12 protein-coding genes and 1 pseudogene are annotated in these 17,612 nt (G+C 68.9%); 3 read left to right on the top strand and 10 right to left on the bottom strand.

Annotation, left to right across the window (positions count from 1 at the left end; all coding sequences use genetic code 11):
• Positions 1-22: 22 nt before the first annotated feature.
• The 10 genes from AADZ55_RS02110 to AADZ55_RS02065 form a co-directional block, all read right to left on the bottom strand.
• Complete coding sequence (locus AADZ55_RS02110; RefSeq protein ID WP_085327513.1) at positions 23-919, bottom strand: ESX secretion-associated protein EspG; 897 nt, start codon at positions 917-919, stop codon at positions 23-25.
• 10 nt (positions 920-929) lie between these two features.
• Entirely contained in the window at positions 930-1,220 is a 291-nt protein-coding gene (locus AADZ55_RS02105; RefSeq protein ID WP_085327512.1) for a WXG100 family type VII secretion target, read from the bottom strand.
• 11 nt (positions 1,221-1,231) lie between these two features.
• On the bottom strand, positions 1,232-1,525 hold the full coding sequence (gene esxG, locus AADZ55_RS02100; RefSeq protein ID WP_085327511.1) for a type VII secretion system protein EsxG: 294 nt from the start codon (positions 1,523-1,525) through the stop codon (positions 1,232-1,234).
• A 48-nt stretch (positions 1,526-1,573) separates the two neighbouring features.
• Positions 1,574-3,154 (bottom strand): PPE family protein, encoded by a 1,581-nt coding sequence (locus AADZ55_RS02095; protein ID WP_341286258.1) that lies wholly within the window; start codon positions 3,152-3,154, stop codon positions 1,574-1,576.
• 2 nt (positions 3,155-3,156) lie between these two features.
• Positions 3,157-3,465: a PE family protein gene (locus AADZ55_RS02090; protein ID WP_085327581.1), complete on the bottom strand. Its 309-nt coding sequence runs from the start codon at positions 3,463-3,465 to the stop codon at positions 3,157-3,159.
• Positions 3,462-7,454 carry a type VII secretion protein EccCa gene (eccCa, locus tag AADZ55_RS02085; protein WP_085327582.1) on the bottom strand — a complete coding sequence of 1,331 codons (3,993 nt, stop codon included), beginning with the start codon at positions 7,452-7,454 and terminating at the stop codon, positions 3,462-3,464. Before eccCa ends, AADZ55_RS02090 begins: the two co-directional genes overlap by 4 nt.
• The gene (gene eccB, locus AADZ55_RS02080) at positions 7,451-9,094 is read right to left on the bottom strand and encodes a type VII secretion protein EccB (protein WP_085327583.1); all 1,644 of its coding nucleotides are present in this window, start codon (positions 9,092-9,094) and stop codon (positions 7,451-7,453) included. The genes eccCa and eccB overlap by 4 nt, the downstream gene beginning before the upstream one ends.
• Positions 9,091-10,932 carry a type VII secretion AAA-ATPase EccA gene (eccA, locus tag AADZ55_RS02075; protein ID WP_423202379.1) on the bottom strand — a complete coding sequence of 614 codons (1,842 nt, stop codon included), beginning with the start codon at positions 10,930-10,932 and terminating at the stop codon, positions 9,091-9,093. The genes eccB and eccA overlap by 4 nt, the downstream gene beginning before the upstream one ends.
• A 268-nt stretch (positions 10,933-11,200) precedes the next feature.
• Positions 11,201-12,109 carry a class I SAM-dependent methyltransferase gene (locus tag AADZ55_RS02070; protein ID WP_085327585.1) on the bottom strand — a complete coding sequence of 303 codons (909 nt, stop codon included), beginning with the start codon at positions 12,107-12,109 and terminating at the stop codon, positions 11,201-11,203.
• Between the two features lie 18 nt (positions 12,110-12,127).
• Entirely contained in the window at positions 12,128-13,774 is a 1,647-nt protein-coding gene (locus AADZ55_RS02065; RefSeq protein ID WP_242670386.1) for a PPE family protein, read from the bottom strand.
• Positions 13,775-14,069: 295 nt separating this feature from the next.
• Here AADZ55_RS02065 and AADZ55_RS02060 point away from each other — a divergent pair, with 295 nt between their 5' ends.
• The 3 genes and pseudogenes from AADZ55_RS02060 to AADZ55_RS02050 form a co-directional block, all read left to right on the top strand.
• On the top strand, positions 14,070-17,075 hold the full coding sequence (locus AADZ55_RS02060; protein ID WP_341286257.1) for a PE family protein: 3,006 nt from the start codon (positions 14,070-14,072) through the stop codon (positions 17,073-17,075).
• On the top strand, positions 17,072-17,191 hold the full coding sequence (locus tag AADZ55_RS02055) for a hypothetical protein (RefSeq protein ID WP_341286295.1): 120 nt from the start codon (positions 17,072-17,074) through the stop codon (positions 17,189-17,191). Before AADZ55_RS02060 ends, AADZ55_RS02055 begins: the two co-directional genes overlap by 4 nt.
• A 68-nt stretch (positions 17,192-17,259) precedes the next feature.
• A pseudogene (locus AADZ55_RS02050) lies at positions 17,260-17,594 on the top strand (VapC toxin family PIN domain ribonuclease); the annotation flags it as partial.
• Between the last annotated feature and the right edge of the window lie 18 nt (positions 17,595-17,612).

Below are 17,612 nucleotides of genomic sequence, written 5' to 3'. Positions count from 1 at the left end.
GCGCTCTCTTTCTAGTTTCCGTTCACGAAGGTTGGGCAGAGAAGTCTCGGGACAACCGTTGCCCCGGGAACCAGTCGCCGTCCGGCAGGCAGGCGGTCAGCGCTTCGATCGCGACGGCGATCGCAAAGGGCGTCCCGGGGCTGAAGCTGGAAACCCATTCACCGTCGAATGCGCGGGACGGACTCACCAGCACCCGGCCCGCCGAGGTGTCGACAATGCTCATGCCCACCTCGGTGGTGGTGTGCTGGCCGTCGCGGTTGCACCCGGCGACGATCTCGACGTAGCTACGCGGCCCCGAGAAGACTGCCTCCACCACTGGTCGTGCCGACGCCGGAATACCCAGATAGTCAACGACTTCCCCGAGTGATGCGCCGGACCGCAGCCGCTCGTCGGCCCGCGCGCCCACCCGCGTCGGCAACCTGAACTCGTCGAACTTCGCCGGCGGCCGTTGTGCCAGACCGACGCCGAGGACCGGAACCAACGCCCGGGGGTCGTCGATGTCCATTGCGGTAAACGTGACCAGTTGCGCGTTGCGCAGCGCGACGACGGTATTCGGTGTCCCCGAGTTCTTGGCGTCCTTGCCGACGGTGCCGGTCCGCTGCGCCACAATGCCGCGCAGCAACTCGCCGGCACCGCTGGCTGAGGCGGGCCCCACATAACGCAGGTCCAGCCAGCGGTCCGGGAAGCACACGACTCTGATCCAGTCGGCCACCGCCGGGTCGATAACGCCCTGCGGCGACAACAGGCCCAACCGGGTCAGCTCGTCGCGCTGCCGATCGAAGAACGCATCCCGCTGTCCGGCATCGCTGTACGGCATCGTGATCGCCAGCACCCACGGAAAGCTCCCCGCCCCAATGGTTTCGGCGATGAACCAGGCGTTATCGACCGTCAGCTCGACGGCGTTGGGTTTCGCGTCCATCTAACCGGTGCTAGATGCCCCACTTGGCGGCTTCGGCCCCGTCGCGGGCCAGCATGGCCATGGTGTTGGCCTCATGCGTGCCGGCCATCGAATGATAGGCCCGCATCAGATCCTCCATCGCCTGGTTCCACTGCGCCTGCCAACCCTGATAGGTCAACCCGGTATCCCCCTGCCACGCACCCTGCAGCACCGCCTGCTCGCTGGCGATATCGGCCCCCAAGCTCTGCAGCGTGCCCGCATAACCCGACATGTCCCCGGCATGGGCCATCATCGCCGGGTAGTTGTACATAATCTGCGACATCACAAACCCTTTCAGAAACCGGTGTAGCTGGACGCGGCGGCGGCATCGGCGGCCACATAGGTGCCCGCTGCCTCACCGAAGTTGGCCTGCGCGATATCCAACAGGGTATTCACCTTGCTGGCCGCCGCCACAAACCGGGCATGGGCAGCCTGAAACGCCGCCGCGGAATCCCCTTGGTGAAACGCCTGCGCCGACATCGCCGACTGCTCGGCCTGGCCGATCGTGTGCCGCATCAACCCCGCCTTGGCGGCAAACGCCGACTGCGACGCCACCAACTGCGGAATATGGGCATCCAACAAACTCATAACATTTCTCCTTTCAACCCCTTCGGGTTCCCTCGATTCGGAATTCGGTTACTCACTGTCCTGCGGTGATCCGTCGTCTCCCCCTTTCCCCGTTTCGCCGCTCGCACCGGACTCGCCGATGCCCTGATCCCAGGTCCCCGGCACCATCGGCATCCGCGGGCCACCACCGAACTCATCACCGGCGAGTTCGGTCAGTCCCACCGCCTGCACCAGGCGTTCGCTGCGTGCGGTCCCGACAAATCCCAGGGTCCCGGCCCCCTGTTCGGAAGCACGTGCGCGGTCATCGGCTGTCGAGGAGCCGATACCGCCATCGGAATCCATGTCCAGGAATTCGTCGCCGTAGTCGTGCAATTCGGAGCGTCGGCGCCGCCGCGCGCGTGATTGTGCGCGGCTTGTCGCTGCCGCAGCGGCCGCCGGAACCGTCGCCGCGGGCGCCTTGATTCCGCCGCGACCACCCACTGTCGGCCCCAAGCTGGGCCCCCAGTCACCCCCGCCGCCTACCGCATAGAGCAAATTCGCCGGCCCGGGAGCTGCCGAGGGCGGCGCGGTACCCGCGCCCCCGCCGCCGCCCGCCCCCGGCGCCGCAGCCCCGGCAGAACCGGCGGTCGTCGGCGCCATGCCGGCCACCGGCCACCCGGCTCCGGCGGTGACAGCGGCAGCGGCCAGCGGTGCGCCGGCGGCCGGAACCACCGCCGGCGCAAGCATCATAATGGGCAAAAAAGCCAATGCGCTCAGGCCCATGCTCAGTCCTGCCGGCAACAGGAACGGCGAACTCAAGATCATCGCCCAGGTCGGCCAGCCGACCAGGTTGAAGAAGATCTGATAGCCCAGCGCGAACAACAGCGGGCCGTAGGTGATCAGTGCCTGAATCGGATTGGTGAGGAAGGCGATGATGATCCTGATCGAGTTCCCGATCGGATCCTGCAGGAACTGCCAGATGAGCTGGTACATCCACGCGTAGAAGCCCGTGTAGGCGTTCCACAGCTGCTGGAGCAACTGCAAGAGCCACTGCCACGGGTTGGCGGCCGCCACGGCTCCGCCGGCTGGACCCTGGGCCGCGGTCGCGACGTTACTGGCCACGCCGCCACCCGGATTCACCACAATCGGCGCCGGGGGGGTGGGCGGCGTCGACGCCAGCGCCGCACCCGCGGCCGCCTGATAGAGACTCATCGTGGTGGCGGCCTGGACCCACATCCGCACGTAGTCTGCCTCATTGAGCGCGATCGGAATCGTGTTGATGCCAAAGAAATTCGTCGCCACCAACACGCCGTGTACGACGTGGTTGGTGGCCAACTCCGCCATTGTGGGCATGGCCGCCGCCGCGGCCGTGTAGGCCACCGCAGCGGCCTCGTGCTGGGCCGCTATGCCGGCGGCCACGGCGCTGGCCTGCATCAGCCACGCGACATACAGCAAATGCGCCGCCACATACTGCTCCGCGCTGACGCCCTGCCATGCTCCACCTTGTACCGCTCCCAGTAGCCCACTGAGTTCCGCTGCCGTCGAGGCATATTCGGCGCTAAGCCCAGTCCAAGACGCGGCGGCCGCGAGTAGCGACCCCGGTCCCGGTCCACTGCTTAGCAACGCCGAATGTACCTCCGGCGGCGATGCGATCCAGATGGGCGCAGTCATACTCAGCCGCCGAGGACCCCATACGTTGCGGCTGCCGCCACATCACCGGCGAGATAGCTGGCACCGGACTCGCCCACACCAATACCGGCGCGCCCCAACTCTTCCACACCTTCGGCAGCCACGGCGGTGTGCGCGCAGCCGTGGGCGCTGAACCCGACTGCGGTCTGCAGCGACACCGGATCCGCGGCAGGCGGCACCACCGCGGCGATAAAGGGCGTCGCGCTCGCATGCGCGGCCGCCAGCCGCGCCGTCAGCGCCTCTACCGCAGCGCTAGCCGCGGCTAGCCCCTCGGGAACCACTCGCAACGTCATGACAAACTCCCTTTCTGTTGCGTATCACCGATAATCGCGCCGGCATCTACCAGCGGGTTGACCAACTGCACGTAGGTCGGACTATCACTGTCGGTCAAAAGAATTGCTCGCCCAGCGGGCAACCGGGCAAACCGCTGACCCCGGATCTTGCCGCTGTCGGCCGGATTGCCCGACAACATCAGCGTGGTCGCCTGCAAGTCGTTGAAACGGCGCAGCAGCGGACTGGTCATCAGCGCGTGGCCCGATCCGGTGGCGCGTCCGGTGACGATCACCCGCAGTCCCAGATCGCCGGCTTGGGCCAGTAGACCGATGAGCGGAGTCCACGGTCGCTGTCCGATGTAGGCGCCGGTCATGGCCGGCGAATCGGGCATCTGGTCCACGTCGTCGATCAGCAGGTAGTGCGTGTGCCCCTGGTAGCTCCAGCGAGACAGCTCCGCGGCGGACAACCCCGCCGGCGGCCGCCGCGACTCGATCAGGTTGGCCAGCCCGAGCATCGCCGGGATGACCCGATCGAGGTTGGCAGTGTATTCGTTGTCGGGGAACAACGGCTCGTCGACGAGGTGCAGCCGGCGGTCCAGCACCGTGAATGCCACCTGGTCGGCGGTGGAGTGCTCGCGGATGGTGCGGATGAGGTGGCGCAGCAACGTCGTCTTTCCCGACCTGCTGTCACCGAACACCATCAGCAGCGGGTTCTGAGCGAAGTCGACGACCACCGGCGCCAGGTCCTCTTCCCGCTGACCAACGACCACCTGGTCGCGACCCCGATAGAGGGCGCCGACGGCTTCCGGCGCAAGGTTGGTGGGCAGCAACCGAACCGGCGGGGCCGCCACCCCGGGGTGGCGGGCGTTGATCGCCGCCACCTGGTCCAGCTCCGCGACTGCGAACAAGAAATGCTCCGCGGCCATCGTCAACCCGCGTCCCGGCTGGTCGTGCGGCACGGCGTCGGCCGGGCGGCGCAGGGCACCGACCACCCGCACGTTGCTGTCGCGCGCATCGTGCAGCCGCAACTCGAGGCGCAGTCCAAGCCCATCGCGCATCGCCAGCGGAACCTCCAGCCAGCTCGGCGTGGTCATGATCACGTGGATGCCATAGGCCAGACCCACGTTGACGAGTTCGGTTACCTTGGCTAGCAAGGGGTTACGGGTGTTGAACTGGTCGGTGTTGTCGCGGCCGAATGCGTAGAGGTTGTCGATGACCAGGAACACCTCACCGAACCCGTCGTCAGCGGCCGAGCCGTTACCACCCCCGTGCCGGAACGTCTCCCGCTGCTGCCGGGATAGCAGTAGCTGCTCCAGCTCGCCGAATGTGCGGCGGATACGTTCGGGTTCCAGCGCAGACGCGACACTGCCGACGTGCGCCAGATCCTGTAGCGCCCGCAGCTGCCCACCGCCGTAGTCCAGGCAATAAAAGGTGACTTCGCGCGGCGAATGCAAGCTGGCAGCCGACAGGATAAATGTCTGCAGTGCCGTGGATTTGCCGGACTTCGGGCCGCCGTGGATCACCATGTTCCCGGCCGACGACGCGGCATCGAACACCAGCGGGTCGCGACGCATCTCGAAGGGCTTGTCGATCTCGCCGAGCGGCCAGCGCAATTGCCGCTGCGATAACCCGGCCCGGGCCAGCATCGCGGTCAGCGGGATCGGTTCGTCGAGCGGCGGGAGCCACAACTGCGGTGCCTGCGGACCGCAGCGGGCCAACTGCTCGCCGATAGTCGCGATCAGCTTGCGCGGTGGGGCCGCTGGTTCTTCATCCTCGGGGCCCGCGATCACCGTGCCCGGATCCAGCTCCACCGCTCCGGCAGTAAACAACTTGGGCTCTGGAACTGATTGCACAACAAAGGCTTTCGCCGTCTGCGGGGGCTCGTAGATGCCGTCGACGTAGGTGCTGCGGAACTTGATCGGGGTCGCGCCGGGTGCGGGCACCAAGAAACCCATACCCTTGTGCTCCTTGCCCGATTCGATGTGATACGCGTCCTCCACACCAATGATCTGACGAGAGACGCTGGGGCTGGCCACCTTCAGACCGATCCGGTAGGCGGTGTTCTTGTCGATGTCTTTGATCTTGCCGACGTCCAGCGTTTGAGACGCGAACAGGATGTGGATGCGGAACGAACGGCCTTTGCGTGCCACGTAGTCGAACAGCTCCGCGTATTCCGGATGATCGGCCAGCATCAGGGTGAACTCGTCGGCGACCACGAACAGCGTTGGGATCGGCGGGAGATCGTGCCCTGCCGCTATGGCGTTCTCGTATTCGAGCACCGAGTTGAATGCGCTGCCCTGAACCTTGCGGCCGGCCTCGCGCAGCAGCATCTCGCGACGGGCCACCTCGCCGCGCAGCGTGTCAGCGAACCGATCGGCCAGCGATTTCTTCTCGGCCATATTCGAGATCACCGCGACAACCTGTGGGAAGTTCCGGAAGCTGTCGGCGCCGGCCTCACCCTTGAAGTCGGCATAGATGACGATGAGGCGCTCGGCCGAGTGAGTGGTCAACAGCGACAACAGAATCGACATCAGGGTCTGCGACTTCCCGGAACCGGTCATGCCGATCATCAGGCCGTGCGGACCCATCCCGCCCTCGGCTTCATCCTTGAGGTCGAACATCAACGGCTCGCCGGTACTGGTGACGCCGATCGGGACGCGCAACTCGTCGTCGCGGCGTCGCGGCCCCCACAGCGCTGGCACATCAAGCCGGGAGGCGTCCGGGATCCCCAGCAGTGTGGTGAAACTCGCGCCGCGGGTGGCCGCCGAACGCAACCCGACGTGCGTCGGGTTGGAGTCCCATCGCGACAGCCGGCGGGCTAGGTGGGCGGCCTCGTCGGCGCCGAATTCGTCGGCGACGTCGATGTAGGGCTGCCAGCCGCCGGTCTGCCAACGTTCGATGGCGCCGTGGCACACCCGCAGGATCGGCTGTTCAGGATCCGGATACTGTTCGCGGTGCGGCGGAGTGGCCGAGCAGTGCACGACGGTGACGCCCGCGCGGCCCACCGCCAGGGCCGATGCATTCAGTTCGTAGTCGGGATCGTCTACGACGATCAGCAAGTGCCGCAACGTATCCGTTGTCGCCCCGGTGAATGCCGGACGGTCGGCCAGGACCGGGCTCAGCAGCTCGACCAGCACATCGGGGTCGGTAGCCAGATAGCGGGCCGGTCCGACACCATCCAGGCGGCCGGGAATGTCCACGTGCGGCAACCACTTCAGCCAGTTCCAGTCGCGGCTCTCCAGGTCACGAGTCGCCAGCGCCACCCCGAACACCGTCGGGTCGTGCCAGGTCACCGCCTGGGCGATCCAGGCGCGCAACGCGGCTCGGACTTTCTCCGGGCCCGCATCGGGCTCCCCGAGGACGGTGATCCGCGAAACCTTGCTCAGGTCGATCCCGGTCGGCACGTCGCGGACGGTGCGCTGGGCGTCGAGCAGGCTACGTAATGCGCTGTGCGACACCGGTTCCAGATCAATCTCGTCGGCCGTGTCGTTGACTCGCAGCGCGGTGGCCAGGGGTGCCGTGTGCCGCCCCGCCCGCAACACCAGGAAGTCGGGGTCGTGCGGATCACGCTCCCATTGACGACGAGACCCCGGCACGGCCGCCAGCGCCGTCGGCTCGGGATGGGACCACAGCGCGCTCGCCCGCTGCTCGGCGGCCTGGGCCCGGATGTTGTCCCGGATCACCGACAAGTAACGCAGGTAGTCGGCCCGTTCGGAGTCGACTTCCTCGGTACGCATCTTCTTGTCGTTGCCACGGAAAAGGGCGGTGGCCGCCAGCAGCAGCACGAATGGGAAGAACAGGGTCTGCGGGGAGATCACCCGCATCCCGGTGGCAACCAGCGCGACGATCATGCCGACGATGAGGATGCCGATCATGTACGGCAGCGCGCGTCGCAGCAGTGACGGTGGTATCACCCGGGGCAGCTCGGGCGGCGCCTCGATGGTGATGGTGCCCTTGTGAGTGCTTGGCGGCGCCAGCCGCCGGCGAGCCTCAAAGATCAGTCTGCTCATCGGGGCTCTCCACCACTCGCGGGGGGTGCGGCCACCTCGGCCGATACCGGACGACCCGGCTTGCTGTCGGGAGGCAGGGTGTCGTGCGCCAGCAGGGCGTCAGCGCGCGACAGCGTCGGGCCGGGCGCAAACAGCGACAGCATCGACCACGGGATGGGGACCGGCGGCCAGGTCAGGCCAAGGGCCTCAACCGTTTTGCCATGTCCGGCAGCTCCCGATCCGTTCTCGGACTCGTTGTCGATTCCGTAGCGCACCCCGGTGTCCGAGACCCAGAACAACGACCCGGCGGCGGGTGCATCCACGCCACCGCCCACGGTTTGGGTGAAGTAGCCGGTGCCCGGGGCCAGCGCGACTTGAGTTGCCGCACCGCTATTTCCAGCACCGACCAGTTCGACGGTGTGCACCGTATCCGGCACCGGTAGCGCCGAGCCCCCCAGCAGTTTCAGTGTGCTGGTGGCCGCCCCGGCCGGCTTGCTCCAGTACGCGCAGGTGACGGGGTCGCGGGTCACGTCGACCAGGCTTACCGGCTGGCCGGGATACCGCGTGGTGTCCAACATCCGCGACATCGGCAGCTTGGCAACCTCGTCGGCGCCGAGCCGCGGCGGCTGCTGCAGACCATAGGAGTTGGTGTTACGCAGGATCGCCGCCAGCACCGGCGAGATTTGCTGCAGGCCGTCCGGCAGCACCGCGTAGTACTGCACGGTGACCGATGCGTTCTTGTCCGAGTCTTTCAGGGTGTAGGAACTCACCACCGCGCCGACCGGCGCGGGCACCGGGAAGCTCGCCGGGTCACCGGCGTTCGGAATGACGGGTGCCATCAGTGGCGGCGCTTCGGGTAGTGCATTGAACAGTCCCGGCGCGATGGGCCGCGGCGCGGGCAAGTTGATGTCCAGGCCCAGGCCGCTGGTGACCGCGTGGTCGGTCAGATCGATCGGGCTGCGCTTCCCGTCCCACAGCAGCCATGTGCTGGTGCCGTTATCGACCAGGATCGCCTGCCCGGGCTCGAGGGCGGCCGCCCGGGCGCCCTCGCTGTCCGGCTGACCGGCCAGGACGGTGACGCCCACGCTGTGGGCGGCGCGCCCGTCCCGGGACGGCGCGCTGACGGCGTCGCACACCGTCCAGTTGGCGTCGTGGGAGGTGTTCTGCACCATCCGCTCCGGCGCACCCGGGATGCCGATCAGGTTTCCGCGCGGAAACTGGTCCAGCTCAGCGCTTTTCACCGTCGTAGGACTAACCGGCTTGCCGGCGATCAGCCAGGCCGAAGTCAGGTTCAGCACCGGGTGCAGCTGGTCGCCTACCCGCACATACAGCGCCGCGGTGGATCGATCGGCAAGCACCGCGTTGTTACCCGCCTGCCCGTTGGGCCGGATCAGCGATAACACGAAACAGCCAACCAACCCGGTGATCAGGAACAGCGCGCCCATCAGCACCGCGCGGGACTGGGTGCGCAACGGGTCGACCAGCATCCGGGTGTCGTGCAAGGCGATGCCCGCGGCGATGCGGCGCATCACGAACCGCCACCCCGTCACCTGGTGACGGGTAACGAAACCGCGGCGGTAGACGACCTGGTCGGGGTTGTCGTTGACCGGGGTTCGCGAGGCGAACGACCGCCGCTCTTCTTCTGGTTGCTGGTTGGTCATGCCGGCACCGAGAGCCCGAGACCTCGCAGCAGCGGCGCTACCGATCTGTTGACGTCGTCGCCCGTAATGGTCATCAGCTCCTCGTCGCTGAACTCACCCGTTCCGGCGTGTTCGGAGTGGTCCAGCCGGAATTCACGCTCCTCTTCGGAGCGTTCGACGATGTTGCGCACGAATCGGCCGTTGCCGGCGATGTCGAGGCTGCGTCGCGAGATTCCGTTGGTGTCGGGTGTGGACTCCGCCGCCAACCTGGCGAACAGCGCCTCCATATCGTCGAGGGCGGACTGTTCGAAGACGCTGTCGCGTTGTTCGGCCATCTTGTGCGCGATCTCCACCAGCTCGTGCGACGTGTAGGAGGGAAAGTCGATGTTTCGGGTGAAGCGGGACCGCAGTCCCTCGTTGGTGTCGAGAAACTTATCCAGGTCGGCACGATAGCCGGCGATGATGACGACCAGCCGGTCGCGGTCGTTCTCCATCCGGGCCAGCAGGGTGTCGATGGCCACCAAGCCGAAGTCGTTCTTGGCGCCGGTGGCCACCAGGGCGTAGGCCTCGTCGAGGAACAGCACCCCGTCCAGTGCGCTGTCGATGATCGCGTTGGTCTTGGCCTCGGTCTCGCCGATGTGCTGGCCGATGAGGTCGGCGCGGTGCACCTCTCGAATGTTCTCCCGCTTCAATAAGCCCAGGCCGCAATAGATCTTGGCGACCACGCGGGCAATCGTGGTCTTGCCGGTCCCAGGTGGTCCGGCAAAGACCAGGTGGTGCGTGCGCTGCGCTACCGCAAGCCCGCGCTGCTTGCGCACCAGTTCCATGGCTACCGAACTCTTCAACCGCGACACCTGGTTTTTGACCTCGTCCAGTCCGATGAACTCGGCGAGCTGGAGTTCGGCCTCGTGGAGCAGCGCGGCCTTGCGTTCGTGGGCCGCGGCGTCAATGAAATCTTCCGCGCCGGGCTCGGTTTCGGGGTCCCACGGATCGGTGCGGGCCTCGATTCGACCAGCGCTGGTGGTCACGATCCCGAAGCTGGTATCCGACAGCGCCTGTTCGACTTGCTCGTTCTCGGGGTGGGCCGCATACAGATCCTGCAGCACCTCGCTGGCCGAATCCTCGTCGACGTGCGCCCGCAGCACCAGCGCTTTGGCCAGTGCACCGTCCAGCGCGGCGACCGCGACCGGACCGTCGGGTTCCTCTAGATAGGACAACGCCGGCGCAAACATGCCCAGTCGGGCCAACGCGATGCCCAGGGTGATCTTGGCCGCATGCGAGAAGGCCTCGTCGAGGTCGGGATCGTTGACGATCGGGGTGAGCAGCTTGACGACATCCGACCAGCGCCCGGCACGGTAATTGATGACCACCGAGAGCCAGCGGGCGCCACGCCAGCCTGCGCGGCGCTCGGTGATCGCCGAAACGATCTGGTCGGCCTTGGCGTACTCCCCTGGCTCCCCCGTCGAAGCCAACGCCGCCGCATACGCGAGATGGAAGTCGTCCGGTCCGGTAGCGTGAAAGCACAGGTACAACCCGGTGTCGTAGCGGAAACCCAACGCGTTGTTCGGCAATTCCACGTTCCGCTGCAAGACACCCGAGGTGGCCGCGGTGCGCGACACGGCTTCCAGCACGGCGATGGACTGGTCGCCGGCGGCGGCCAGCCCGGTCCACGCGTCGCACTGGTCATGAGCGACGCGGGTGAGCGCGGCGAAACCCGACCGGGCGGCGGACAGGTCCGCCGGACGTCGACGCTGGTAGACCGGGATACCGAGGGCGCGGCAGCAGGTCGCAAACCGGCTGACGATATCGGCGTCTACCTTGCCATTTACCCGAGGCACCACGGACCGAGCCGCGAGCATGCCGACCTCACCGCTTTGCACGCCCCCGCTGTCTCCTGCACCTAACGTCGCCATTGGCTAAATCCGCCCGAACTTTGCCCCGAAGTTAGCATTGCATAAGCTAACTGTCGAGGCGACCGGGAGCGGTCGATCCACAGCTAAGGCCAAGCGTTTAGCGACGACTCGCCAGGTCATGACGAAAATTCCTCCATTGGCACCGGGTACGCGGAGCAGCTTACTGAATATGATTTTCATTATCGAGGCGGGTCGCTCGTGGGGCGGCGCGCCGTCAGGCGCGCATGGCACTGACCAGGATGTTGCGCGCGAACATCGGTCCGGCTTCCGACTCCGGTCCGGGCACCGGCCGCCCCACCTCGCGCAGGTAATCGTTCAACGGGGTGCCGACCGCGGTCCAGCCTCGACTGCCGAACCATTCGGCGGCCGGCGCGCAGCGTTGGTTGTAGACCAACTGGAAGAACGGGTGCTGTTCGGCGCCTTCGGCGATCGCAGCGCGCTCCTCGTCGACTCTGGCCGCATACTCGTCCGGCTCAAGGGGGGCACCATCCTCGACTGCGACCTGGCTTCGGGGCCCCGCCAGGCTGTCGATGCCGGTGAACAGCTGCTCCTGGGCCGTGGCCGGGAGATAGATCAACAGCCCTTCGGCAATCCATGCCGAAGGTGCGGCCGCATCAAAGCCATCGTCGCGCAAGGCTTGCGGCCAATCCTCCCGCAGGTCGACGGCGATCTCGCGACGCTGGGCGCGCGGTTGGGCGCCCTGGCTGGCGAGTACCTCACGCTTGAAATCGAGGACCTGCGGGCGGTCCAGCTCGAAGATCGTGGTCCCGTCGGGCCAGGGCAGGCGGTAGGCACGGGAGTCCAGTCCCGCCGCCAAGATGACCACCTGCCGTGCGCCGGCGTCGGCGGCCCGACGGAAGTACGCGTCGAAATACTTGGTGCGCGCTCCCTGGAAGTTGACGAAGTGCTCGCCGAAATCGGCGGTCTTCAACTTGTGGTCGGGAAGGTTGCCGTCGAGAACGTCGGCCCACGAACCGCCGATGGCGCGGCAGAACGCCTCCGCATACGGGTCGACGGCCAGCGGGTCGGACTTCTGCGCTTCCAGCGCTCGCGCCGTCGCTACGAATAGCGCGGTCGAACCGACACTTGTCGTGATGTCCCAGCTGTCACCTTCGGTACGCACCCATCAGACCCTACGCGGCTAGCCGGGCTCTTTCCGGTCAGGATCCCACGTTCCCGGCGTCATCGGCATCGTCGGTCCGCCGCCGAAATCATCGCCAGCAAGCGTGGTCAACCCCGTCGCGTCAGCGCCCGCTTCCTTGCCCGCCGTCCCGGCAAAGCCCAGATTTCCGGCACCCCGAACCGAGGTCGCCGGGTCTGCGCCGGGCGGAGCGCTCCAGTCGGGGTCGACGCCGACATTCATATCCATGAACTCGTCGCCGTATCCGCGCTGCGCGGCGCGCCGACGCCGCCGCGCCCGCGCTTGATCGCGTGCGGCCGCCGCGGCGGCCACCGCGGCACTATCGGGCTCCGGCGCTTTCCTTTTCGCGCTGGCGCTGGCGCTGGCGCGCATTCCGGAGCCGAATCCAACGCCGGGTGGAGCGACGGCGTAGGGGTAGCCGAAACCGCCGACACCGGCAGCCGGCGGCGGCACAGCGGTGCTGGCGACGGTGCTCGCCGCGGGCGCGGACGCTGGAGCCGCTGCGGGCGGGGGGGCCGCGCCCGGCGGCACGACCGTCGGGGCCATCGCGACGGCTGGCAACATCGGCGGTGCGGTGCCAGCGGGTGGTAGGGGCGGGGGCGCCATCGCAGGGTGAATGCCGGCCAGGCCGGATAGCCCGGCAAAGCCGGTCACCAACCCCAGGTTGGAGATGGCGCCACTCATCGCAACCGCCAGCAACTGCGGGAACTGACCGAGCGCTTGAGCAATCTGGGCTATGTGGGTCGGCCAGTCGAACAGCGCAAGTTCAACGACGAACTCGATGGCCCCCACCGGATCGGTAAACAGTCGTTGGACAAACGTTTCGAAATCCTGACCGAATTCCAGGCCACGAGCGAGCCACCAAATCGGTTGGGTTGCGTCGGTAATGTCGTGCAGGTCAACACCATTGAGGGTGCCTTCGGCGGGATCCCAGATCACCCGGCCGCCGGTGATGATGCGCAGGATCTCCGCAACGATGTAGTCGATCGGGGTGGGATCGCCGTGGTCGTGGTCATGGCCATGGCCATGGTCACCGTGGTCATGGTCATGGTCACCGTGGTCATGGTCATGGTCATGGTCACCGTGGTCATGGTCACCGTGGTCATCGTCATCGTCGGCGGTTTCGACCGCCAAGATCTGTGGAGCCGCGGTGGTCGGTGGTGTCGATGCCACCGTGGCCTCCGACACCTCCTGATAGGTCGCCATGGTGGTGGCCGCCTGAGTCCACATCCGCGCATAGTCGGCCTCATTGACCGCGATCGGGACGGTGTTGATCCCGAAGAAGTTTGTCGCCACCAACACCGCGTGGACGGCGTGGTTGTAGGCCAACTCGGCCAAGGTCGGCATGGCCGCCAGCGCGGTGGCGTAGGCGGCGGCCGCGGTCTCGTACCGGGCGGCCACTTCGGCACTGGTCGTGCTGGCGCGCATCAACCACGCCAAATACGGCACATGGGCGGCCACATATCGTCCGGCACTGAGCCCGTGCCAGGCCCCGGCCTGCACCGCACCCAGCAACGCGGTGAGTTCGGTTGCCACCGCCGCATATTCGGCACTCAGCCACGACCACACCCCCGCCGCCGACAACAACGAGCCCGGTCCCGGACCGCTGCTGAGCAACGCCGAATGCACCTCGGGCGGGGCGGCCATCCACGCCGGAGCCGTCACCGCCGGAAACACCCAGTCACGGTAATGAACATGATTTTCATTACCGTGATTCGACACCACTATGCGCCGCATTGCAAGTCCCACCTGGCTTCCGGCGTGTGGTAACTGGCCGCCGGGAAGCTCGACCGTGTCCGGGCCGTGGACAGGCAAAAACTTCGGCAGGACTACTTTGCGAAAGCCGCAAATGCACTGCCCTGGGCGGAGTTAAGCTCTTGCCTGGCCGATTTTCGCTGGTGACGGGGGATCCCAGGTCGGCATGACAGCGGGGAGGTGTCAGATGTCGTTTGTTATTGCGGTTCCGGAGTTTATTGCGACGGCGGCAACCGATTTGGCCAGTCTCGAGTCGGCGATCGCCGCGGCCAACGCGGCCGCGGCGGCCAACACGACGACGTTGCTGGCCGCCGGCGCTGACGAGGTCTCGGCGGCGATTGCGGCGTTGTTCGGTGCGCACGGCCAGGCCTATCAGGCGCTCAGCACGCAGGCAGCCGCATTTCATGCCCAGTTCGTGCAGGCCCTGAGCACGGGTGGGGCCGCGTATGCGGCCGCCGACGCCGCCGCTTTGTCGCCACTGCTCGACCCGATCAACGCGCAATTCGTGGCCGCCACCGGGCGCCCACTAATCGGCAACGGCGCCAACGGCGCGCCCGGCACCGGGGCCAACGGCGCGGATGGCGGCTGGTTGATCGGCAACGGCGGGGCCGGCGGATCCGGCGCGGCCGGCATCAACGGCGGGGCCGGCGGCAACGGCGGGGCCGCCGGACTCCTCGGCAGCGGCGGCGCCGGCGGCGCCGGCGGGGTCAGTACCGCCGGCGGGTTCGACGGCCGTACTGGCGGGGCGGGCGGAGCCGGTGGCAGCGCCATGCTGATCGGCGCCGGCGGCGCCGGCGGGGCCGGCGGTTCCGCCACGGTCCACGGCACCGGGGCCGGCGGGGCCGGCGGCGCCGGCGGCAACGCCGGCATGCTCTTTGGCGCCGCCGGCGTCGGCGGAACCGGCGGGGCCAGCCCGCTGTACAGCGCCGGCGGGGCCGGCGGAGCCGGCGGGGCCGGCGGATTCTTCGCCAGCGGCGGCGTCGGCGGAGCCGGCGGGCTTAGCTTCGGCGGGGCCGGCGGGGCCGGCGGAGCCGGCGGGGCCGGCATGCTGTTCACTGCCGGCGGCACCGGCGGGGCCGGCGGATTCTCCGGTGCGCTCACCGACAACGCCGGTGGAGCGGGCGGGGACGGCGGGGCCGGCGGACTGTTCGGCGCCGGCGGCACCGGCGGCAGCGGCGGGTCGAGCCTAAGCACGGGTGGGGCCGGCGGGGCCGGCGGCAACGCCGGCATCCTCAGCCTTGGAGCCGCCGGTGGGGCCGGCGGCCCCGGCGGGCAAGGCGTTGCCGCAAGCCAAACCGGCGGGGCCGGCGGGGCCGGCGGCAACGCCGGCCTGCTCTTCGGCTCCGGCGGCGCCGGTGGCGCCGGCGGCAACGGCGGCGTCGACGGCGGGGCTAACGCCGGCCCCGGCGGCCCCGGCGGCAACGCCGGGCTGCTCGTCGGATCCGGCGGCACCGGCGGTTCCGGCGGCACCAGCGCTAACGCCGGCACCACCGGCGGAGCCGGCGGCACCGGCGGCACGCCCGGACTGATCGGCAACGGCGGTAACGGCGGCAGCGGCGGCTCCGGCGTGGCGGCCGGCGGCGCCGGCGGCCCCGGCGGCATCGGCGTGCTGATCGGCAACGGCGGCAATGGCGGTAGCGGTGGCATTGGCGCCGCCCTGGGCGCCAACGGCCTCGGCGGCGTCGGCGGGCTGCTGTTGGGTGCAGACGGCTTCAACGCCCCCGCCAGCGCCAACCCACTGCACGCCCTGCAGCAGCAGGCGCTGGCCGCGATCAACGGGCCCACCCAGGCATTGACCGGGCGGCCGCTGATCGGCAACGGCGCCAACGGAACCCCGGGAACCGGGGCCGACGGCGGGGCCGGCGGATGGTTGTTCGGCAACGGCGGCAACGCCGCGTCCGGTGCACCCGGCGCGGCCAACGGCGCGCCCGGCGGGGCCGGCGGAGCCGGCGGGATCTTGTTCGGCACCGGCGGCACCGGCGGAGCCGGCGGCAACGCCACGGCCGGCGGCGGCGCCAGCGGGGCCGGCGGGGCCGGCGGGGCCGGCATGCTGTTCGGCTCCGGCGGCACCGGCGGCAGCGGCGGGGTCGCGACCACCATGGTCAGCAACGGAGGGGCCGGCGGCGCCGGCGGCAACGCCGGCTTCCTCAGCGGCGCGGCCGGGACCGGCGGCATCGGCGGCTCTGGTGCTGGTGCCGCGGCCCTCGGCGGCGCCGGCGGCGTCGGCGGCGCCGGCGGCGCCGGCGGGACCGGTGGGCTGTTTGCCAATGGCGGGGTCGGTGGACCCGGGTCCGGCGGCGGCGCCGGCGGTACCGGCGGTACCGGCGGTACCGGCGGACTGTTCGGAGCGGGCGGCACCGGCGGCACCGGGGGAGCCGGTGGGGGCGCCGGCGGCGCGCCCACCGCCGCCGCCGGCGGTACCGGCGGTACCGGCGGGGCCGGCGGACTGTTCGGAGCGGGCGGCGCCGGCGGGGTCGGTGGACCCGGGTCCTGGGGCGGCGGACTGTTCGGAGCGGGCGGCGCCGGCGGCGCCGGCGGCGCCGGCGGCGCCGGCGGCGCCGGCGGCGCCGGCGGCGCCGGCGGCGACGCCGGCTTGCTGGCAGCCGGCCCCTCCGGCGGCGCCGGCGGGGCCGGCGGGGCCTCCTTCACCAACGGCGGTGCCGGCGGTAACGGCGGCACCGGGGGCCTGCTCTTCGGCTCCGGCGGCTCCGGCGGCAACGGTGGGCACGGCGGACTAGACAATGACGCCGGTACCGGCGGGATCGGCGGGATCGGCGGCAACGCCGGCTTCTTGTTCGGCTCCGGCGGTTCCGGCGGCTCCGGCGGCACCGCAGGAGGCCTAACTCTCGCCGCCGGCGGCGCCGGCGGCATCGGCGGCACAGCCGGGGTGTTCGGCAACGGCGGCGCCGGCGGCGCCGGCGGGGCCGGGATCACCACCGGCGGGTTCGGCGGGAACGGCGGCAACGGGGGCATCGGCGGCACAGCCGGGGTGTTCGGCAACGGCGGTGACGGCGGCGCCGGCGGGGCCGGGATCACCACCGGCGGGAACGGCGGGAACGGCGGCAGCGCCGTCCTGGTCGGCAATGGCGGGAACGGCGGCAACGGCGGTAAAGGTGCGGCCAATGGGACCCCCGGCGCCGGTGGCACCGGCGGGCTGATAATCGGCGAGAACGGGCTGATCGGCTTGACATAGCCGGCGGAACCGGCGGGTGGGTCCGCGAGCGTGGTCAATCACTAGGCGCGGTGATCGAAGACGCCCTGCGCCCGGAGCTCGCCGCCCACCTCGACCCGACCTCGAATAGGGCGTAATCCGAAGCGCTCGACGAGGGCCTGGAACCGAACGCACGGAAGCAGGCCTCGACGGCCGCAAATCAGCAATGTTCCTGCTCGATGCCAACATGCTTCTCGCCGCACACCGCGGCGACCATCCGAATCACGCAACCGCCGCCCCCGGGCTAGATCGGCTTCTTGCCGCTGACAACCCCGTGCCGAACCTGCTACGCGCATCGTTCCTGCCACTGACGACCAATCGCCACATCCTTGAGATTCCGTCACCGCGAGCAGCCCCTGACCCCGACACCTCACACTGCTGCGCAAACTCCGCGACGAGGCCGATGCGTCGGGCGATCTGATACCCAACGCGGTACTCGCGGCCATCGCGGTGGAACATCACTGCGCCGTGGTGAGCTCGGAAACATCGGCAGGATCATTTTTGCGAAACCCGCAAATG

This window comes from Mycobacterium decipiens (assembly GCF_963853665.1).
Taxonomy (GTDB): Bacteria; Actinomycetota; Actinomycetes; order Mycobacteriales; family Mycobacteriaceae; genus Mycobacterium; species Mycobacterium decipiens.
Note: the sequence above shows the minus strand (reverse complement) of the source record. Positions and strands in the feature narration are given on the sequence as shown.